Source organism: Nocardia sp. NPDC051463 (assembly GCF_040681975.1).
Classification (GTDB): Bacteria; Actinomycetota; Actinomycetes; order Mycobacteriales; family Mycobacteriaceae; genus Nocardia.
Genome location: NZ_JBFBAB010000019.1, coordinates 75,520 through 94,727 on the forward strand (window position 1 = coordinate 75,520; position 19,208 = coordinate 94,727).

Here is a 19,208-nt window from a genome sequence, read left to right on the forward strand (position 1 = left end):
GATCGACCGTCGTGACGCAGAGTCGATTTTGACGCAATATCGGCCTGCAAAATCGGCCGACAGTTTCGGGAGGGCATTATGATTCCTACGACCCCACGCAGCGGCCTACTCGGGCTGCAGTGGATCGATCGACTGCTACCGCCCCTCGGCAGGCCGGATCGCGACGACCGGCAATTGCCAGCGGCACCACTGACGATCGAGATCGGCGCCGCGACCGGGGTGGGCCCGACAACCATGTCGGCCTTCGATGCGGCACTGCGCGATCTGGGAGTGGGTGATGCCAACTTGATTCGCCTGTCATCGGTGATCCCACCGCACGCCATCCTGGAGCGCACCGCCCGCGTCCGTAAGCCGATCCCCTGGGGTGATCGGCTCTACTGCGTCTACGCGGCACAGCACGCGATCGGCAACGGCAGCCGGGCCGCCGCGGGCATCGGCTGGGTACTGCGCGATGACCATTCCGGTGCTGGACTTTTCGTCGAGCACGAGGCGGAGACGGTCGAGGAGGTCGAGTTGCTGATCCGGTCCAGCCTCGCCGATATGACCGCCAACCGGCCCGAACGCTTCGGACCGATCCAGCTGTGCACCAGCGAGACCCGCTCCGAGGGCGACCCGGCCTGCGCCATGGTGCTCGCCGCCTACCACACCACCCCATGGACCGGACGATGAGCGAACTGCACGTCACCGTCGAAACCACGATCCCCGACGACCGGATCGAGATGTTCCACCTGCTCTACGAGGAGGCCTTCGGCCCGCTGCGCACCAAGGCGATCGCCCGGCAGGTGCTGCACCATGCCGAGTTCCGCGCGGAGATGGTCGACCCCCGCGTGCTCAAGCATGTCGCGCGCACCGCCACGGGAGAACCCATCGGAGTGACGACGCTGACCCGGCATCTGGAGACGGTGCCGTGGATCAGCCCCGATTATTTCGCCGCACGCTATCCGGAGCATGCCGCACGCCAAGCGATCTACTACGCCGGTTTCACCCTTGTTGCATCAAGTGCCCGACAGGGGGCCGCGTTCCATGCCATGATCAAATCAGTTGTCCAGGTGCTTGTGGCCGAGCGCGCGGCGGTGGGCTGGGACATCTGCTCGTACAACAACACTCGGTTCTCGTTCGCCGACAGCATCCGAGCAGTGCTCGATGAGCAAGAGGCGAACGTCGAAGTCGCGGTGGAAGATTCGCAGACCTACTATGCAGCTCGGTTCACAGGGGATGGAGCGACAAAGGGGGGCTGATGACACTGACCGAAGAGCAGTCGACGAGCCGGCGCCACAATGTCGGATTACGATGGTACGCACTACTTTTCGGTGTCGGTTCGACTGTGATCGGGTTGAACATCACCGTCGATTCGCCGTTGCTCTCGCTGGTGACGATGCTGGCCGTGGTGGTGGGAGCCCTTGCCATGATCGGCCTCGGCCTCCGGCGTCATCGCCCGCCGCAGCCGCTGCCCTGGTATCTGATCGCGGCGTCGGCGCTGTTGTTCGCCACCGGTACGGTCCTGCGCGGCATCGACGAGCACTCCATGCATCCCATCGACGACTTGTTCACGCTGGCCGGTTATCTCGCCGTCGGCGTCGCGGCCACCCTGTGGCTGCGGCCACGCCAGGTCCGGCACAACTACGAACTGCTGCTGGACTCCGGGCTCATCGGACTCGGCGCACTGCTGGCTTCCTGGACCTTTCTCATCTCGCCGATCCTGCAGTCCCATGCCACGACCATGAACACCGTCGTGGCGGCGATCTATCCGATACTCGACGCACTACTGCTGACCATGGTCGCGCATTCGGTGGCGACGGCGACCCGCTCGGAGACCTCGCTGCGGCTACTGCACTGCGGCCTGATCGCGGTGCTGCTCGGCGATCTCGGCTACAGCCTGGAGACCGTCGGCACCGCGACGATCAGGCGGGATGTGTTGCTCGCGCCGCTGCTGGCCGCCTACATCACCGTGGGCGTCGCGGCGCTGCATCCGACTATGGCCTGCCTCGGCGCACCGCGTCGCATCCATCCCCATCATTCGCGGCAGCGCGCCAGTGTCATCGCGGTCGCGCTGATCATGGCGTCCCTGGTTCCGGTGGTGGGGTCCAGCCTCGACACTCTCGACCGGGTGGTCGTCTCTTCGCTGTTCGCGCTTTTGCTCATCGGCGTCCTGGCACGCAGTGAACGCGCCATCGTGCGCAGCGCCCGCAGCGAGCGCCGCGCGCAGTATCAGGCCGACCACGACATGCTGACCGGACTGCTGAATCGGTCCGCCCTGTTGCGCGCGCTCAATCGAAATCACGAGCACTGGCTCGAACAACCGCTGAGCCTGCTGTTCATCGACCTGGACGGCTTCAAGATGGTCAACGACAGCTACGGCCATGCCGTCGGCGACGAGCTGATCGCGAATGCGGCCTCGCGCATTCGGCGGGTGATCCGCCGCGAGGACGTGGTGGCGCGCTACGGCGGTGACGAATTCGTGGTGCTCGCGCCGCTGGGCAGACAAGAGGCAGCCATGCTCGCCGAACGACTGTTGGGCGCGTTCGTGCGCCCCTTCGAATTGAGCGCGGGCGAGATCCCGATCACCGCGAGTGTCGGGATCGCCTGCGGCAGCCCGCGCAGTTACGACGCCAGCATCTACGACCTCATCCGAGACGCGGATTCGGCGATGTACCACGCGAAGGAGTACTCGCTGGGCTACGCGTTCCACGACGAGGTGCGGCACGGGGCCCCCGATGCGGGGCGCCGGAATTGGCGCCCCGCCACTCGGTCGACGAGCACCGCCGTCTGATCAGTCGGTCAGTTCCTCGAGCAGGCGCTTGGCCTCCTCCAGCTCCGCCGCCAGTTGCGCGACCTTGACCTGCTGCACCTCGCGCGCCGCGTCGAGAATTCCGGCCACCACCTCGGCGACCTCTGGATGCAGCACCTTGGCGGCCTGCGCCACCGCCGAGCTCGCCACCGGTAGACCACGCACGGCCCGCTTCTTACCGCTGATCACATCGACCGACCACTCGCCGTCGGCAGTTCCGGTCAGCGTCACGGTGACCTCCGGCGTCTTCGCCTTGCGCGCGGCGGCGGGCGCCTTGGCGGCGGGCTTCGCGCCGGGCGCGCCCGCGGCGGGCTGCTTGGCGGCGGCGGACTTGGCGGCGTTGTCGCCTTCGCTCGTTCCGGAAGCGACAGGGCCTGGCTTGGGCATCGACGGTGTCGCCGTGCTGGTTGCGAGCGAGCCGGGACTCGGGGTGGACGGTGTCGCAACGCTCGTCAAGGTCGACGGCTGGGTCACGGGGGCTTCCTTCCTGGTTGTCGACTTCGGCTGGGCTGTGGATGCGGTCGCCGCGCGGGGCGGCTTGGTCAACGTCACTTCGGTAGGAGAAAAGGACAGTACATCCTTCGATCCGGTCGGACGGACTCGCAGGAAGTCTCCTACGGACGGATCATCGAGTTCGAGCACCTTCCCCGATCGCCCTTCCGGCACGCCCACCGCGGCAGCGGTGAACCACACCATCGGCGGTCGGCCGCCGGCAATGTCCGTGGCGATCTGCTGAATCTCAGTGTCCGACAAGGGCTGTGGTTTGGTTCTGGACGAGGGCATGGTGACTCCGAGCGAATTCGTGGATGGCTGCGTGCACAGATGATGCCGCACGCTACCGACAGATTCGCAAGCTGCCACCACATCGACCATCGGAAACACCAGGGCCGCAAGTCCAGCGAATCCTGAGCTACATTCGAGATCCCGCGCCGGGGCTACCGTTCCCGCGGTGCTTGCAGAGCCGGAAACCAGATGTCGGCGAGGACGTCCGCGGCCTGGTCGGCCGTCACGTCGATGGTGCCCTGCATGGCCCAGCGGGTGAAGAAGCGTTCGAGTTGCGCGACAAGCAGTTCCACCCGCAGACGGGCCTCGTCCTGACGATCGGCAGGCCAGCGCGCCAGGTAGGACGTCATCGCGTTGGGCAGCGCCGCGATGCCCTGGCGGGCGACGTCACGGAATTCCGGTTCGAGCGCGGTGGCCTCGTCCCACGCGGGCAGCAGGTCCTTGTATTCCTGGAACCAGCCGATGGCGCGGGTCATCCAGGCGACGAACTCAACGCGCGAACCGGTGTCGAGGACACGGTCCAGATCCTCATAGAAGTGCAGTGCGCTCGGCGCGGTGCTCTGCTCGGCGACCGCGCGCAGCACCTCGAGCTTGCCGGCGAAATGTAGGTAGAACGTTGCCCGGCTGCAGCCGACGGCGGCGGCGATGTCGTCGACCCGGACGGCCGCGTAGCCCTGGGTACTGAACAGGTTCTTCGCGCCTTCCAGCAGCTTGGCCCTGGTCTGCTGTTTCTGTTCGTCCCGCAGGCTGGTGCCGGTCTGTTTCGACTTCGTTGGCATGGTGAGCGGCTACCTCGCGTGGGTCGGGAAACTATTGCTGACGTGCGACTTCCGGTGAGTAAGTGTACGTCCGACCCAGGCGGGCCGATGTCTTCACTAGACATTCTGTCATTCACTAGACACAGAGTCCACCCAGTGTTACGTTGTTGCCTACGTCACTCCGGAGCACCACAGCTGCGGACACTCGCCCGCCGTGTCCGGCGCCACTGCGAGCCGTGACGGCGGCTTCGAATGAGGACTACTGAATTGACTCCACGCACGCTTCCCAAGGTCTGCGTCATCGGCGCAGGCCCCTCGGGTATCACCACCGCCAAACGCCTGCAGGACTTCGACATCCCGTTCGACCTCTTCGAGGCGTCCGACGAAGTGGGCGGCAACTGGTACTTCAAGAACCCCAACGGCATGTCGGCCTGCTACCAGAGCCTGCACATCGATACGTCCAAGTGGCGCTTGGCCTTCGAGGACTATCCGGTACCCGAGGATTGGCCGGACTTTCCGCACCATTCGCAGCTGTTCCAATACTTCAAGGACTATGTCGACCATTTCGGTTTCCGTGACAAGATCCTGTTCGACACCCTGGTGACCGCCGCCGAACGGCAGCCCGACGGCCGGTGGCTGGTGACCTCCAGCGATGGCCGCACCCGCGACTACGACGCCCTGATCGTGTGCAACGGCCACCACTGGGATCCCAATATCCCGGACTATCCCGGCGAATTCGACGGCGTGCTCATCCACAGCCACGCCTATAACGATCCATTCGACCCGGTCGACATGCGCGGTAAGAAGGTCGTGGTCGTCGGAATGGGCAACTCCGGGCTCGACATCGCCTCCGAGCTGTCCCAACGCTTCATCGCCGAGCGGCTGACCGTGTCGGCACGGCGCGGCGTCTGGGTGCTGCCGAAATACGTCCACGGCAAGGTCGGCGACAAACAATCGGTGCCACCGTGGATTCCGCGCAAGCTCAGCATGAAGCTCAAGCAGCGGTTCGTACGAAAATTCCGCGGCGATATGGAGTTCTACGGCCTGCCGGCACCCGATCACAAACCGTTCGAGGCACACCCTTCGGCCAGTGAGGAGTTCCTACACCGGGCGGGCTGCGGTGACATCGCCTTCAAGCCCGCCATCACTGGATTGGCCGGCAAGCGGGTGCAGTTCGCCGATGGCAGCACCGAAGAGGTGGACGTCATCGTCTGCGCGACCGGCTACCACATCAGCTTCCCGTTCTTCTCGGATCCGGAACTGGTGCCCGACAGCAGCAATCGCATCCCGCTGTTCAAGCAAATGATGAAGCCGGGTGTCGACAATTTGTTCTATATGGGCCTCGCACAGCCGCTGCCGACCCTGGTGAACTTCGCCGAACAGCAGAGCAAGCTCGTCGCCGCCTACCTGACCGGCACCTACCTCCCGCCGTCGGAGCCGCAGATGCATGAGGTGATCCGCGCCGCCGAGCAGCGCCGCAGCGGCCGCTACTACGACTCGCCGCGGCACACCATCCAAATCGAATTCGAAGCCTACGTGCGCGACATGAAGCGCGAGATGGCCAGTGGCGCAAAACGTGCCGCCGCAGCGGGCAACGCGCTGCCGGTGCCTGCCCGAGTACTCGAGCGCGTGTGAGGCCGCGATGACAACAACGAAGGGATTCTGCGCCGACAGTTTCGCGGCCGTGCGCCAGGAACTCGAGCATCGGATCGCTGCGGACGAGGAGCTCGGCGCGTCGATCTGTGTGACCGTCGAGGGCGAAACGGTCGTCGATATCTGGGGCGGGCACCGCGATATCGAGCGCACCACGCCATGGACCGAGGACACCCTGGTCAACGTCTTCTCCATCAGCAAGACCATGACGGCGCTGTCCGCGCTGCTGCTGGTGGATCGCGGCGAACTGGATGTGCGGCAGCAGGTCGCGCACTACTGGCCGGAGTTCGCCGCGAACGGCAAGGGCGACATCGAGATTCGTCAGCTGCTCGGGCACACCTCCGGTGTCTCCGGCTGGCAGCGGCCGATCGAGCTCGCTGATATCTACGACACCGAAGCGGCCAGCGCCCGCCTCGCGGCCCAACCGCCGTGGTGGGAGCCGGGTACCGCGTCGGGCTACCACGCCCTGAACTACGGACATTTGATCGGCGAGGTGATCCGACGTATCACCGGCCGTAGTCTCGGGCAGTTCTTCGCCGAGGAGCTCGCCGGACCGCTGGCGGCCGACTTCCACATCGGTACCCCTCCAGAGCATCACCACCGCATCGCACCGTTGGTGCCACCGCCGCTGCTGGAATTCGATATGGCCTCGCTCGATCAGGAAAGCATTCTGGTCAAGACGCTCACCAGCCCGCTGTTGGATATTCCGGAGGCCAATAGCGCCGCATGGCGGCAGGCGGAGATCGGCGCGGTCAACGGCCACGGCAACGCGCGTTCGGTGGCGAAGGTGCAGTCGCTCGTATCCTGCGGCGGCGAGCTGAACGGCCGAAGACTGTTGTCCGAGAAGACGATCGACCTGATCTTCGAACAGCAGTCCGACGGTGCGGATCTGGCGCTGCTGCTTCCGCTGCACTTCGGCATCGGCTACGGCCTGCCGCAGCCGCAAACCGCTCCGGAAGTCCCGGACGGGCGCGTCTGCTGGTGGGCCGGGTTCGGCGGCGCCATCGTCGTCAATGACCTGGAGCACCGAGTCACCTTCGCCTACACCATGAACAAGATGGCGCCGGGGCTGATCGGCTCCGACCGCGCCGACGCCTACCTGCGCTCGGTGTTTTCGGTAGTGCGAGGAGGTCGCTCATGATGCGGGCGCTGCAACTCACTGATCCCGGTGTGCTGGAACTGCGTACAGTTCCGGTCCCCGAGATCGGCCCCACCGACCTGTTGCTGCGCGTCGGTGCGGCGGGCATCTGCCACTCCGATCTGCATGTGCTGCACATCCCCTTCAAGATGCGCGACGAACCGCTGACCCTCGGACACGAGGTCGCGGGCACCATCGAAGCCGTCGGCAGTGCTGTCGAGGGCCGGTCGGCCGGTGAGCGCGGCATCGTCTACCTGTGCTGGTCGTGCGGAGTGTGCCGGGAATGTGTGAGCGGCAACGAGAACGTGTGCCTCGCCGCTGGGCGCACCGCGATGCCGCCGTGCCCAGGTCTGGGACCGGACGGCGGGATGGCCGAGTACATCAGGATCCCGGCCACCTCCTTCGTGCCGATCGGTGACTTGGATTTCCTCCAAGCCGCGCCGCTGGCCGACGCCGCGCTGTCGAGCTATCACGCGATCAACGGTGCGCGTGCGCAGCTGCGGCCGGGTTCGGTCGCGGTGGTCATCGGCATCGGCGGCCTCGGCCACGTCGCGGTACAGATCCTTGCCGCGACCAGCGCAGCCCACGTGATCGCGGTCGACGTGAGCGCGGACAAACTCGACCTCGCCGCCCGCTGCGGCGCGGCCGAAGGACTCATCGGTGGACCCGACACCGCCCGCGAGATCCTCGACCGCACCGAAGGGCGCGGCGCCGAGGCGGTCTTCGACTTCGTCGGCACCGATCACACCGCGACCCTGGCCGTGGAATCGGTAGCGCCCAACGGCGCCTATCGCATGATCGGGCTCGGGGGCGGCGCACCGGACATCACCGCGGGCCCGGCAGGCGGACCCGGCTGGCCGTGGGGCGCATCGATCCGAAAGTCCTACGGCGGCACCAAATCCGATCTGATCAGCTCCGTCGCGCTCGCGCAGGCAGGCAAGCTCAGAGTCGAAGTCGAACGCTATGACCTTGCCGAGGGCCGCGAGGCGCTCGACCGGCTGGAACGCGGGCTCGTCACCGGCCGTGCGGTCCTGGTGCCGTAGGCAGGTCCGATCACTATCGAGGAAGGTCATGTCATGACACAGCCTTTGGACCCGCAGGCCATGGCGGCCGCGGCAATCGCTCGGCTGACCGGGCCCGGCGGACAGTTCGACATGGTGGTCGAGGAGGTGCTCGGCGCCCCGATGCCGGTGATGCGGCATCGCGGCCGTTCACTCGGCGAGGTTCTCGCGGCATCCATCGCGTTGGCCGACCGCGACTACCTGGTCACCGAGGATCGCAGGATGTCCTACACCGAGCACGCGCAGGCGGTCGGCGCGCTGGCCCGCGCCCTGCGCGAGCGGTATGGCGTCGGAAAGGGCGACCGGATCGGCATCTTGGCGGCGAACACACCGGAATGGGTCGTCGCGTTCTGGGCGGCACAGGCCCTCGGCGCCATCGCCGTCGGGTACAACGCCTGGTGGGCGCCCCGCGAGATCGCCTACGGCATCGACCACACCCGGCCCGCGGTGTTGATCGTCGACGCGAAGCGGGCCGCACAGCTGGCGGACCTGGACATCCAGGTTCCGGTGCTGACCATGGAGCAGGACCTCCCCGCCCTGATCGCCGCATTCGACGACGGTGAGCTGCCACGCACGCCGGTCGCCGAGGACGATCCCGCGGTAATCCTCTACACCAGCGGCACGAGCGGACGCCCGAAGGGCGCGGTGCACACCCAGCGAAACCTGTTGGCAGTCATCGACTATCACCGTTTCAACGACGCACTGGCCGCCGCGTTCCAAGGCCGCACCGACGACGGCGGCCCGAAAGGCAGGCGGTTCTTGCTCACTTCACCGCTGTTCCACATCGCCAGCCTGCACAACCTGGTGATACCGCGGATGGTAACCGGCGATACCACCGTCATATACCAGGGCTCGTTCGACGCCGATCGAGTGCTGCACCTGGTCGAACGCGAACACATCACCAACTGGGGCGCGATGCCGACCATGGCGAGCCGGATGCTCGAAACCGATCTATCCCGCTACGACCTGTCCTCACTGACGTCGTTCTCGCTCAACTCGGCACCGTCCTCGGCCGCACTGCAACACCGGCTACGCGAACAACTTCCGGTGGCGAAGACCGCACTGGTGACCAGCTACGGCCTCACCGAATGCAGTACCGCCGCCACCCTGGCCGCCCCCACCGAGCTGGCCGCGTTCCCGGATACGGTCGGCCGCCCTGTCGTCGGTGTGACCATCGAAATCCGGGACGCCGCGGGCAATGCCGTCCCCGAAGGCACCGAGGGCGAGATCTGCGTGCGCAGCCCCTATGTGATGCTCGGCTACTGGGAGGACGAGGCCGCGACAGCCGCGGCTATCACCCCCGACCGTTGGCTGCGCACCGGCGATATCGGCGTGCAGGAGCAGGGCAGGCTTCGCCTGTCCGGCAGGCGTTCCGATCTCATCCTGCGCGGTGGTGAGAACGTCTATCCCACCGAGGTCGAGCAGTGTCTCGAGGAACACCCCGCGGTGCGCGAGTGCGCCGTCGTCGGTGTGCCCGATGCCGATCTCGGCCAGCAGGTCGCCGCGGTGGTCGTCGTCGACAACGACACGGCGACAACCGAACACGAGCTGCTCGAGTTCGCCAAGGAGCGACTCGCCTATTTCAAGGTGCCCGCGCGTTGGCGGATCACCACCACAACACTGCCACGCAATGCGACCGGCAAGGTTGTGCGCACCGGTATCGAGGTATGAGAAGACATGTACGACACCATCATCAAGGGCGGCCGCTGGTTCGACGGCGCCGCTTCGCCCTCCGCGGTCCGCCATCTCGGCATCCGTGACGGTCGAATCGCCGCGGTCTCGATCGAGCCGCTCGACGAGACCGGCTGCCCGCACATCATCGATGCCGCAGGGAAGTGGGTGATTCCCGGCATGATCGACATCCATACGCATTACGATGTCGAGGTACTGCAAACGCCGTCGCTGGCCGAGTCGGTCCGCCATGGCGTCACCACCGTGCTGCTCGGCTCGTGTTCACTGTCGACGGTGCATGTCGAGGCTGCCGACGCCGGCGACCTGTTCGGCCGGGTCGAAGCCATCCCACGCCGACATGTGATCGATGCTGTCACCGAAACCAAAACCTGGACTTCGGCGCACGAGTTCATCGACGCGTTGGAAGCGCTGCCGCTCGGTCCGAACCTGGCCGCGTTCATCGGGCATTCCGATATCCGTGCCGCGCGGATGGGCTTGGAACGGTCGACCAGCAAGGACATTCGGCCCACCGCTGCCGAACTCGACGCTATGGTGGCCACACTCGATGAGGCGCTGGACGCGGGCTTCGTCGGCATGTCCTCGCAGCAACTGCTGTTCGACAAGCTCGACGGCGAAGTCTGTCGATCGCGCACCCTGCCCTCGACCTATGCGTCCACTCGGGAACGACGCAGGCTCAACGCCGTACTGCGGCGTCGTGGCCGCGCATTGCAGGGCGGTCCCGATGTCGCGCGGCCGCAAAGCCTGGTCGCGATGGCGGCCGGCAGTGTCGGGATCTTCCGCAAGCCACTGAAGGTCAGCCTGCTCTCCGCGGCCGACATCAAAGCCATTCCCGCAGTGGCGCATATCTTCCCGTGGATCGCCAGGGTGCTCAACGCGTTGGGCGGCGACTTCCGGTGGCAGCATCTGCCGGTGCCGTTCGAGGTGTACTCCGACGGCATCGATCTACCGGTGTTCGAGGAGTTCGGTTCGGGCGCGGCCGCACTGCACCTGGCCGACCAGCTCGAGGCACGCAAGGAACTGCTGCGCGACGAAGGCTACCGCCGTCGCTTCCGAAAGGACTACGACAAGAAGTTCGGCCCGCGAGTTTGGCATCGCGACTTCTTCGATGCCGAGATCGTCGAATGTCCGGATCAGACCGTACTCGGTAAGACCTTCGGCGAAGTCGGGGTCGATCGGGGCGGGCTGCACCCGGTCGACGCCTTCCTCGACCTCGTCGTCGAACATGGCAGCAAGGTTCGGTGGCGGACAACCATTTCCAACCACCGACCCGAGGTACTGGACCGGTTCGCCGCCGATCCCGGTGTGCAGCTGGGCTTCTCGGATGCTGGGGCGCATCTGCGCAATATGGCGTTCTACAACTTCGGACTGCGGTTCCTCCGTCGAGTACGCGATGCCGAGCGCGCGGGCCGTCCGATCCTGTCGCTGGAACGCGCCGTGCACCGCATCACCGGCGAACTCGCCGACTGGTACGGCATCGACGCGGGCCACCTGCGCACCGGAGACCGGGCCGACCTGGTCGTGATCGATCCCGAACACCTCGACGAGACCACCGACGCCTACGCCGAGGCTCCGATCGCCCAGTTCGACAACCTCTCACGCATGGTCAACCGGAACGACGCCACCGTCACCGCGGTGCTGATCGGCGGCGACTACGTCTTCGGCAACGGCGAAGCCGCCCCGGTCCTCGGTACCAGGAGGACCGGCAGATTCCTGCGAGCGGGCGTGACGGGCAGCTGAGAGCCACCCCGAGTGCTTCGTACCAACGCCACCTCGGCCTGGTGGTCGGGCCGGCGCGACAGCCGACGGCTGAGCGGGTGCGAGGCACTCGGCTGGGGCACGCTCCCTGATGGTTTTCCGATTTATGCAGCGTAGGGCCCAATACGCACGCTCGGGAGCCGAGCTCGAGCTACCTTAGCTATAACCGACGTTCACACTATGATCGCCGGCCACTCGCAAGGAGGCGACGTGGAGATATTCGCGCATCGGGGCCGGGCGGTGGCCTTCGACCGGGTGGGTAGTGGTCCGCCGATCGTCCTACTGCACAACGCGGGCACCCAACGTCGTATCTGGGACGATCAGGTCGCGGCATTGAGCGGCGACCACGAAGTCTTCGCACTCGACCTGCCCGGCTATGGCGAATCCGAGCAACCCGCCGACGGTTACCGCCTCGACGACTATGTCGCGATGATCGGCGCTTTCCTCGATGCGCACCACCTCACGGACGTCGTTCTCATCGGCAATTGCCTCGGCTCGGCCACCTCACTGCGTTACACGATCGCGCGACCCGCCGTCGTCCGGGCGCTGGTCTTGATCAACCCGCTGACCTGGAACACCGTCCGCGCCGGACGCCAAGGCGGTCTGGCATGGGCAGATGCCCGACTTCCTCTCGGCCCGCTGGCCCGCAGGCTGGCGCTGCCCGAAGTGATCGTCTCCCGGATCGTCACCGAACAACTCGGGCACCGTGGCCGACGCCAGAAATTGCACCACTCGCCCCGACTGCGCGCGCACTGGTCCGACCGCGGCCGCCTGCAAGCCCTGCACGGCCTGGTCCAGGACTTCCCCACCTTCGCCGACCTCGATGCCTTCCGCCCGCCCGCGGGCTTTCCCCCGATCTGCACCATCTGGGGCAAGCAGAACCGCATCCTGTCCGCCCGCGCGGGCGCCCGCCTCGATCACACCCTGCGCCCGCACACCGCAATAGAACTCCCCGACTGCGGCCATCTGCCCATGGTCGAAGACCCCACCACGGTGACGACCGTCATCACCACGTTCCTCGCCACTCAGGTGCGTAACTCCACAACGACGTCCGACAGCTGACTACACTCGAAGCGCCGGCCGACCGTCGCGGCACCCGCGGGTGCGCCGTTTACGCGAAGAGGCAGGTCAGCAGGTGTTGTTTGACGACATATGTTGCGGGAACCCGGTCGATAGTCATCGAGAAAGGGTTTGATGCCATGTTGCTACGCCGACTCGCCCGACCATTGCTGGCGGCCTCATTCGTCGCCGACGGGGTCGACACCCTGATGCATCCGGAACCGCGCGCCAAGGCCGCCACCGCGCTCGTGCAGCGCGGTGAAGAGCGACTGCCGGACAATCTTGCCGCGAAGCTCCCGTCGGATACCGCCACGGTGGTGCGGGTCAATGCGATCGCTCAGGTGTCCGGCGGCGTGCTGTTGGCGCTGGGCAAGATGCCGAGGCTCGCCTCCCTGGTACTTGCCGCGACCGTGATCCCCGCGGCGGTCACCGAACAGGACTTCTGGGCCGAACAGGATCCGGACCGCAAGGCCGCCAAACGCAATGCGTTCCTGAAGGATATGGGGCTGCTCGGTGGTCTGATGATCGCGGCCGCCGATACGGCGGGCAAGCCGTCGCTGGGCTGGCGCGGCAGGCGGGCGGCCCAGAATGCCGCCGCTGCGGTCTCCGCGGCGCTGCCCCTCGGCGCGTCCGAAGGTACGGCAGGCGAGGCGCTGCGCCACGCGCAAGAGGCCGCCGAGCGCGCACGCACGCGCGCGCGGAGCGGAATCGCCGCGGTCAAGGGGTCCGAGGTCGCGGGCGTCGCACAGCAGCGCGGCGGCGAGTGGGCCGATGTGGCGAAAGAACGGGGCGCCGAACTGGCCGAGATCGCCAAGGAACATGGCGTGGAGTGGGCCGAGATCGCCAGGGAGCACGGAGCGGAATGGGCCGAGATCGCCAAACACCGGGCCGCGATCCTGGCTGATATCGCCAGGCGCCGTGGCGCCGATTGGGCCGAAGTCGCCAAGGAGCGGGCACCCGAACTCGCCGAGACCGCTCGGCGGCACGGTTCGGATTGGGCCGAGATCGCGAAGGAACGAGCACCCGAACTCGCGGCGACCGCCCGTGAGCGCGGGGCGCATTTCGCCGATGCGGCGCGCGATCGTGTCGAGGCACGGCGCGGCTGATCTACTCCACAGCGGTCGCCGTCAGCGCTATGCCGTCGCCTCGTATCCTTCGGCCAACGCGGCGTCGAGCGAGCCGACACAATGCAGGCTCGAGGCAAGGCCGGTGATCTCGATGATGCGTCCGACGCTACGCCCCGTCGTGATCAAAAATACTCGGCGCGCGGACTTTTCGGCCTCGGCAAGTACCTCGATGAGCGCGGTGATCCCGGCCGCGGCGAAGAAGGTCACCGATGACAGGTCGACCACCATGGTGGTCGCTTGAAAACCGAACGCACGCAGCAGATTCTCCCGCAGTGTCGGCGCGGTGCACAGGTCGATCTCACCGGCGACTTCGATCAGCGTCACGTCACCGCGCGGCCGGCTCACACAGAACCGGATCGCCTCTGCTGCGCCGGACGCACAAACAGTGGTGTACTCAACAACATTCACAGCACGGCTGGACATCGGCTGACTCCTGGAGGCCTGTCGCTGGCACACAGGGACAGACCTGTCTCTCTAGTGAAGCAGGATCGCACAGCTCTGTACAGGGATACAGTATGGCCATGACTGCCGGCAACGACGCAGTTGTCGGCGCTCGCGAGCGAATTCTGGCCACTGCCTACGCGTTGTTCACTCGACGCGGTATTCGAGATGTCGGCATCGACGAAGTGATCGCCAAGGCCGGGATCGCAAAAGCTACGTTATACCGGCACTTTCGGACAAAGGACGAGTTGGTCATCGCGGTGCTCGCGCGCCGCGAACAACTATGGACCTTCGGCTTCGTCGAGCACCGATCGCACTTGCGTGGCAACACACCGGAAGAGCGTTTGCTGGCAATTTTCGATGTGTTCGACGAATGGTTCGCCACCGCGGATTTCGAGGCATGCACCTTCATCAATGTGCTGGTGGAAATGGGCCCGAACCATCCGACCGGTCGGGCGAGCATCGTGCATCTCGATCGAATTCGTGACGTGGTGCGCGCCCGAGCGATCGAAGCAGACCTGCGGGATCCCGAGGAGTTCGCCCGGTCCTGGCACATTCTGATGAAGGGTTCGATCGTTGCCGCGACCGAGGGCGATCGCGGCGCCGCCCGTCGTGCTCAGCGCATGGCGGTCGCACTGATCGATCAGTATCGCAGCGACGCGGCTTGAACGAATTCGAACGCCGCCACCACAGGGGCGCGGTCGGACTCGGGTATTCGACAGCGGTAGCGAAAGCGCCGGATCGGTCGTGCCGCACCGACCGATCGGCACATCAGCGGCCGAGCGAGCACGCGCATCATCGCCGCCGAGAATCTCGGGCGCGAGCGGGAACCAAGTGGCACTCCCCTCCGACTCAGTAGTCGGGCAGCGGACAACGCTGCGGACTCCACGGGAGGACTCATGAAACGCGCCACCATGCCTGCATTGGCCGCGGCCATCCTCGCTCTCACGGGCTGTACGACCACAGTGCCCGAATCCTCCCCCGCAGGCGACAGCTCCGTCGCATCGACCGAAGGCGTCACGCGATACCCGATCACCCTCGATAATTGCGGCAAGACCTACACCTACGCCGAGGCTCCCGAGCGCGTGGTCGTCATGAACGGCGGTTCCGTCGGCGAGGTCTCGTCGCTGATCGCGCTGGGTGTCGGCAACCGGATCCTGGCCAATGCCCAGTCCTACGGCTCCTCCGACATCCCCGGCCGCGCCGCGGCCATCGCCGCCGTCCCCACCGGCGCCATCGCGTACAACAGCTTGCAGGACATCCCGCGCGAGGCCATGCTCGCGCAGCATGCGGACTTCGTGCTCTCCACCGGCGGTGGCGGTTTCGCCGCCGATCAGGGCTTCGCCACCCGCGAACAATTGGCCGCCGCGGGCGCGAATACCTATGTGCCACGGGCGAACTGCGGCGTGACCGGCGCGGTGACGGGAACACCCACCGTGGAGGACAGCTATGCGATGCTACGCGATCTCGGCGCGGTCTTCGACGTACCGGGCCGCGCCGAACAACTCATCGGCGAATCGCGGCGCAAGATCGCCGGCACGGTCGCCACCGTCACCGGGGCGCCCAAGAAGAACGTGCTGCTCGTCTTTCCCGGGATGGGAATGGGTGACGCGGGCGATTTCTCGGCCATCGCGGCGGGCGGAATCTGGAACGACATCATCGACAAGGCCGGTGCGGTGAACCCGTTCAATCGCACGGACGGCACCACCTTCGTCACGATCAGCAAGGAACAGCTCGCCGTGACGCCGATCGACGGTGTGATCGTGGTGAACTATCGCAATCCCGATATCGACGCGGCCGTCGGGCGGATCCTCGATCAGTTCCCGCAATGGAATGCCTCCAAGAACAAAACCTCTGTGGTGCTGTCGGATTCGATCTATCTCGGTCCCAGCAACGACGTCGCGGTGGACAAGATCGCCCGGCTCGTGCACCCCGAGCAGTTCTGACCGATGCCAGCCATCGCCACTGCGTCGTCTCCGCGCGCGCCGGGGTCCGCTCTGCAACGCCTGGGCTCCCGGCTCTCGCGTGGCAGCCGGTCGAACCGAACGCGCGCGCCCTTCGCCGGGACTCCGCTGCCCGTCGCGATCGCCGTTTCGGCGGGCGTGCTGTGCGCGGTGATGCTGGTGTCGGTCAGCGCCGGATCGGTCACCGTTTCCCTCGCCGATACCGGGCGCGTGATCTTCGCCCATGTCGGCGGTAAGACACCCGGTGTCGGGTTCACCGTCGACCAGATCGTGTGGAACTATCGGTTGCCGCGCGTCTTCCTCGCCGCGCTGTGCGGTTGCGGTCTGGCCGTCTCCGGGGTGATTCTGCAGGCGCTGGTGAATAATCCACTCGCCGACCCCTACGTGCTCGGCCTGTCCTCGGGTGCCTCGCTCGGCGCAGTGACGGTGATGGTCTCGGCGGGAGCCGCACTCGGCGACGTCGGCGTCTCCACCGCCGCGTTCCTCGGCGCGATCCTCACCGCGGCAGTGGTATTCGTGCTCGGGCAGCACCGCGGCACTGTGGTGCCGACCCGCCTGGTACTGGCCGGTGTCGCTGTGGGCTACCTCTTACTGGCGGCGACGAACTACCTCCAGTTACGCGCAACGCCCAACGAGCTACGCGCGGTGATGTTCTGGACCATGGGCAGCGTCGCCGGGGCGAGTTGGGAGCGCCTGGGTCCGGTCACGGCGGTGGTGTTGTTCGTCGTCGCCGTGGTGCTGGCCTTCGGCCGTCGGCTGAATGTGCTCGGCACCGGCGACGAGCAAGCCACCGCCCTCGGCGTCGATGTGCGCACGACCCGGATCCTCTTGCTGGTGCTGGCGTCCCTGTTGACCGGCACGCTGATCGCGGTCGCGGGCGGAATCGGGTTCGTCGGCTTGATGATTCCGCATCTGGTGCGCCTGAGCTGCGGTATGGACCACCGCCGCTTGCTGCCGCTGTCGGCATTGCTCGGCGGCACCTATCTCGTTGCGGTGGACTTGCTTTCACGGACAGTCGGTGCCCCCGACGAACTACCGCTCGGCATCTTCACCGCCGTGTTCGGCGCACCGTTCTTCCTCTGGTTGCTGCGCCGCGACGGAGGTCGAACATGACCGAGAACACCACTGAATCAGCCACTGCCGGAACAACTGTCGCTTGCGACAACAGCAGGGACACCGGCGGCGCGATCGAACCGACCGCCGAACTGTCCATGACCGGAGTGACCGTCATGTTCGGCGACTCTCCCGCACTCGATGCGGTGACGATGCACGTCTCGCCGGGCTCGGTTGTCGGCGTTGTCGGACCGAACGGGAGCGGAAAAACAACCCTGCTCCGCACGATCTACCGTTCACTGCGACCCGACAGTGGGGCGGTGCTGATCAACGGGACCGACGTCACCGCTATGCCCGTGCGCACCGCGGCGCGCACGACCGCGGCGGTGCTGCAGAGTGGCGCCGGAGCACCGGGGCTGACCGTCACGGAAATGGTCGAGCTGGGCCGCAACCCGCACCACGCGTTGTTCAGCCGCGATACCACCGGCGATCGCGCGGCCGTCAGGAAAGCGATGGCCGAAACCGGTGTGACGGCCTACGCCGACCGCTCCTTCGGCGCGCTCTCCGGCGGTGAGCGCCAACGCGTCCTGCTGGCCAGAGCCCTCGCGCAACGTCCACGCCTGCTGGTCCTCGACGAACTCACCAACCACCTCGACGTCCGCGCCCGGTTCGAACTGCTCGACCTGGTCCGCTCCACCGGCATCACGACGCTCGCCGTTCTGCACGAACTGGACCTGGCCGTCCGCTACTGCGACCAGCTCGTCGTCCTGAACCACGGTCGCGTCGTCGCCGCGGGCCCGGTCCTCGATGTCATGACCCCAGCCCTCCTACGCACCGTCTTCGGTGTCATCGCCACCACCACCCGCCACGCCGACCACACCATCCGAATCAGCTACGCCGCCAACCCCCTCGCTCCCCAGCCATGACATCGACCTCGACGCGCGGGACAGCGCTGCGCGGGCGGCTCCGCGACCATGTCCGGTTCGACGAGAGGGGCTCAGCCCTCGACGCCGTGATGGATGGTGAGGCGGGTTGCAGCGATACGGATTTCCCGAACGCCGGCCACTCGCGCCCGGACCGTGCGGCCGCATACCGCGGCGAGCTCGACGTGGGCGCGGGGAACTTCGGTCTCACCCTGGACGACAATCTCGACGTGGAGTGCAAAGTGTGCCGGACGGCATTGTCTGCTCGGATCGATGGTGAACGCGAAACCGTTCCCGCGGCGCGGGTGGACGAGCATCTGGAACAGTGCATCGAGTGCTGCTCCTGGTACATCGCGGCGGTGGAGACCACGCGGCTGCTGCGCCGTGGCCGCGGGTACGCACCCGATCTCACGGCCGCGATATTCGCCGCCGCCGACCTGGAGCGGCCGCAGCCGTCGCTCATCTCGTGGCCGACCGCCTTGTTCGCATCCTGGCGCACCGCGCTGACCTCCGCGCGCACCGCATGGCCCCGGCTGCTGCTGGGCATGCTCGGCGTCGTGCAGTGTGGCGTGGCGATCGGCCAGGTCGCGGGGGCAGACTTCGGCATGAGCCATCAGCACGGCGGCGACATGACGCGGCACCTGCTGAACGAGAGCACCGCGTGGAGCCTCGCGATCGGCATCGGCTTCCTCTACTGCGCATTACGGCCGTACGCGACCTCGGGCGTGCTGCCGGTGCTCGGTGTTCTGGTCGCGACGCTGACGGCGTTCGTGATCGGCGATCTGAACTCGGGGGTCGTGCCGCTGTCGCGTGCCCTCTCTCACGGTGTCCTCGTGGTCGCGCTCGTGTTGGTCGTTGTCGTGCACCGCACCCGACGGCCGCACACCTCACCGCCCTCGCGCACCACCAACAGCCCACCCGCCGAACTGGTCCTGCCGCCCGGTGCCCAGCTCGGCCGTCGCACCGGCCACCTCAGATCGACCCGAGATCCCGCCGCCTGACCGAACGGAAAC

The 19,208-nt window shown here is 66.5% G+C and carries 18 protein-coding genes; 15 read left to right on the forward strand and 3 right to left on the reverse strand.

The genetic code is table 11. The features are described 5' to 3' along the window. The first annotated feature begins 78 nt into the window (after positions 1–78). From AB0M74_RS23405 to AB0M74_RS23415, 3 genes are read left to right on the forward strand one after another with little or no spacing between them, the layout of a single operon-like run. A complete protein-coding gene (locus AB0M74_RS23405) occupies positions 79–669 on the forward strand; it encodes a pyruvoyl-dependent arginine decarboxylase (protein ID WP_366528404.1) in 591 nt (196 codons plus the stop codon). Continuing rightward, positions 666–1,238 carry a hypothetical protein gene (locus AB0M74_RS23410; RefSeq protein WP_366528405.1) on the forward strand — a complete coding sequence of 191 codons (573 nt, stop codon included), beginning with the start codon at positions 666–668 and terminating at the stop codon, positions 1,236–1,238. The genes AB0M74_RS23405 and AB0M74_RS23410 overlap by 4 nt, the downstream gene beginning before the upstream one ends. Next, positions 1,238–2,770 (forward strand): GGDEF domain-containing protein, encoded by a 1,533-nt coding sequence (locus tag AB0M74_RS23415; protein WP_366528406.1) that lies wholly within the window; start codon positions 1,238–1,240, stop codon positions 2,768–2,770. Before AB0M74_RS23410 ends, AB0M74_RS23415 begins: the two co-directional genes overlap by 1 nt. Here the strand turns inward: AB0M74_RS23415 and AB0M74_RS23420 are convergent, their stop codons facing one another. Both AB0M74_RS23420 and AB0M74_RS23425 read right to left on the reverse strand, forming a co-directional pair. Next, entirely contained in the window at positions 2,771–3,571 is an 801-nt protein-coding gene (locus tag AB0M74_RS23420) for a DUF6319 family protein (protein ID WP_366528407.1), read from the reverse strand. A gap of 152 nt (positions 3,572–3,723) precedes the next feature. Further along, positions 3,724–4,350 carry a TetR/AcrR family transcriptional regulator gene (locus AB0M74_RS23425; protein WP_366528408.1) on the reverse strand — a complete coding sequence of 209 codons (627 nt, stop codon included), beginning with the start codon at positions 4,348–4,350 and terminating at the stop codon, positions 3,724–3,726. A 231-nt stretch (positions 4,351–4,581) separates the two neighbouring features. Between AB0M74_RS23425 and AB0M74_RS23430 the strand changes: the two genes are divergently transcribed. From AB0M74_RS23430 to AB0M74_RS23460, 7 genes are all read left to right on the forward strand, one after another. Next, a complete protein-coding gene (locus tag AB0M74_RS23430; protein WP_366528409.1) occupies positions 4,582–5,964 on the forward strand; it encodes an NAD(P)-binding domain-containing protein in 1,383 nt (460 codons plus the stop codon). 7 nt (positions 5,965–5,971) lie between these two features. After that, positions 5,972–7,123, forward strand: a complete 1,152-nt coding sequence (locus AB0M74_RS23435) for a serine hydrolase domain-containing protein (protein WP_366528410.1) — start codon at positions 5,972–5,974, stop codon at positions 7,121–7,123. Further along, positions 7,123–8,163 carry an NAD(P)-dependent alcohol dehydrogenase gene (locus AB0M74_RS23440; RefSeq protein ID WP_366528464.1) on the forward strand — a complete coding sequence of 347 codons (1,041 nt, stop codon included), beginning with the start codon at positions 7,123–7,125 and terminating at the stop codon, positions 8,161–8,163. The genes AB0M74_RS23435 and AB0M74_RS23440 overlap by 1 nt, the downstream gene beginning before the upstream one ends. Positions 8,164–8,196: 33 nt before the next feature. After that, positions 8,197–9,852 (forward strand): class I adenylate-forming enzyme family protein, encoded by a 1,656-nt coding sequence (locus AB0M74_RS23445; protein WP_366528411.1) that lies wholly within the window; start codon positions 8,197–8,199, stop codon positions 9,850–9,852. Between the two features lie 6 nt (positions 9,853–9,858). Further along, positions 9,859–11,610, forward strand: coding sequence for an amidohydrolase family protein (locus AB0M74_RS23450; RefSeq protein ID WP_366528412.1), 1,752 nt, complete (start codon positions 9,859–9,861; stop codon positions 11,608–11,610). Between the two features lie 228 nt (positions 11,611–11,838). Beyond that, positions 11,839–12,690, forward strand: coding sequence for an alpha/beta fold hydrolase (locus AB0M74_RS23455; protein ID WP_366528413.1), 852 nt, complete (start codon positions 11,839–11,841; stop codon positions 12,688–12,690). Positions 12,691–12,827: 137 nt separating this feature from the next. Then, on the forward strand, positions 12,828–13,793 hold the full coding sequence (locus AB0M74_RS23460; protein WP_366528414.1) for a DoxX family protein: 966 nt from the start codon (positions 12,828–12,830) through the stop codon (positions 13,791–13,793). A gap of 27 nt (positions 13,794–13,820) precedes the next feature. Here the strand turns inward: AB0M74_RS23460 and AB0M74_RS23465 are convergent, their stop codons facing one another. Then, positions 13,821–14,237 (reverse strand): STAS domain-containing protein, encoded by a 417-nt coding sequence (locus tag AB0M74_RS23465; RefSeq protein WP_366528415.1) that lies wholly within the window; start codon positions 14,235–14,237, stop codon positions 13,821–13,823. Between the two features lie 98 nt (positions 14,238–14,335). Between AB0M74_RS23465 and AB0M74_RS23470 the strand changes: the two genes are divergently transcribed. The 5 genes from AB0M74_RS23470 (at position 14,336) to AB0M74_RS23490 (ending at position 19,196) form a co-directional block, all read left to right on the forward strand. Next, positions 14,336–14,923: a helix-turn-helix domain-containing protein gene (locus AB0M74_RS23470; protein ID WP_366528416.1), complete on the forward strand. Its 588-nt coding sequence runs from the start codon at positions 14,336–14,338 to the stop codon at positions 14,921–14,923. A gap of 231 nt (positions 14,924–15,154) precedes the next feature. After that, complete coding sequence (locus AB0M74_RS23475) at positions 15,155–16,201, forward strand: ABC transporter substrate-binding protein (protein WP_366528417.1); 1,047 nt, start codon at positions 15,155–15,157, stop codon at positions 16,199–16,201. Positions 16,202–16,204: 3 nt separating this feature from the next. Beyond that, positions 16,205–17,332, forward strand: coding sequence for an iron ABC transporter permease (locus tag AB0M74_RS23480; protein ID WP_366528418.1), 1,128 nt, complete (start codon positions 16,205–16,207; stop codon positions 17,330–17,332). Next, positions 17,329–18,198, forward strand: a complete 870-nt coding sequence (locus tag AB0M74_RS23485; protein WP_366528419.1) for an ABC transporter ATP-binding protein — start codon at positions 17,329–17,331, stop codon at positions 18,196–18,198. The genes AB0M74_RS23480 and AB0M74_RS23485 overlap by 4 nt, the downstream gene beginning before the upstream one ends. Continuing rightward, positions 18,195–19,196, forward strand: coding sequence for a zf-HC2 domain-containing protein (locus AB0M74_RS23490; protein ID WP_366528420.1), 1,002 nt, complete (start codon positions 18,195–18,197; stop codon positions 19,194–19,196). The genes AB0M74_RS23485 and AB0M74_RS23490 overlap by 4 nt, the downstream gene beginning before the upstream one ends. Positions 19,197–19,208 lie beyond the last annotated feature (12 nt).

Coding starts and splice junctions, on each gene's coding strand:
- AB0M74_RS23435 (WP_366528410.1), top strand. CDS start 5,972: ATGACAACAACGAAGGGATTCTGCGCCGACAGTTTCGCGGCCGTGCGC.
- AB0M74_RS23460 (WP_366528414.1), top strand. CDS start 12,828: ATGTTGCTACGCCGACTCGCCCGACCATTGCTGGCGGCCTCATTCGTC.
- AB0M74_RS23485 (WP_366528419.1), top strand. CDS start 17,329: ATGACCGAGAACACCACTGAATCAGCCACTGCCGGAACAACTGTCGCT.
- AB0M74_RS23420 (WP_366528407.1), bottom strand. CDS start 3,571: ATGCCCTCGTCCAGAACCAAACCACAGCCCTTGTCGGACACTGAGATT.
- AB0M74_RS23470 (WP_366528416.1), top strand. CDS start 14,336: ATGACTGCCGGCAACGACGCAGTTGTCGGCGCTCGCGAGCGAATTCTG.
- AB0M74_RS23415 (WP_366528406.1), top strand. CDS start 1,238: ATGACACTGACCGAAGAGCAGTCGACGAGCCGGCGCCACAATGTCGGA.
- AB0M74_RS23450 (WP_366528412.1), top strand. CDS start 9,859: ATGTACGACACCATCATCAAGGGCGGCCGCTGGTTCGACGGCGCCGCT.
- AB0M74_RS23405 (WP_366528404.1), top strand. CDS start 79: ATGATTCCTACGACCCCACGCAGCGGCCTACTCGGGCTGCAGTGGATC.
- AB0M74_RS23445 (WP_366528411.1), top strand. CDS start 8,197: ATGACACAGCCTTTGGACCCGCAGGCCATGGCGGCCGCGGCAATCGCT.
- AB0M74_RS23410 (WP_366528405.1), top strand. CDS start 666: ATGAGCGAACTGCACGTCACCGTCGAAACCACGATCCCCGACGACCGG.
- AB0M74_RS23430 (WP_366528409.1), top strand. CDS start 4,582: ATGAGGACTACTGAATTGACTCCACGCACGCTTCCCAAGGTCTGCGTC.
- AB0M74_RS23490 (WP_366528420.1), top strand. CDS start 18,195: ATGACATCGACCTCGACGCGCGGGACAGCGCTGCGCGGGCGGCTCCGC.
- AB0M74_RS23475 (WP_366528417.1), top strand. CDS start 15,155: ATGAAACGCGCCACCATGCCTGCATTGGCCGCGGCCATCCTCGCTCTC.
- AB0M74_RS23440 (WP_366528464.1), top strand. CDS start 7,123: ATGCGGGCGCTGCAACTCACTGATCCCGGTGTGCTGGAACTGCGTACA.
- AB0M74_RS23480 (WP_366528418.1), top strand. CDS start 16,205: ATGCCAGCCATCGCCACTGCGTCGTCTCCGCGCGCGCCGGGGTCCGCT.
- AB0M74_RS23465 (WP_366528415.1), bottom strand. CDS start 14,237: ATGTCCAGCCGTGCTGTGAATGTTGTTGAGTACACCACTGTTTGTGCG.
- AB0M74_RS23425 (WP_366528408.1), bottom strand. CDS start 4,350: ATGCCAACGAAGTCGAAACAGACCGGCACCAGCCTGCGGGACGAACAG.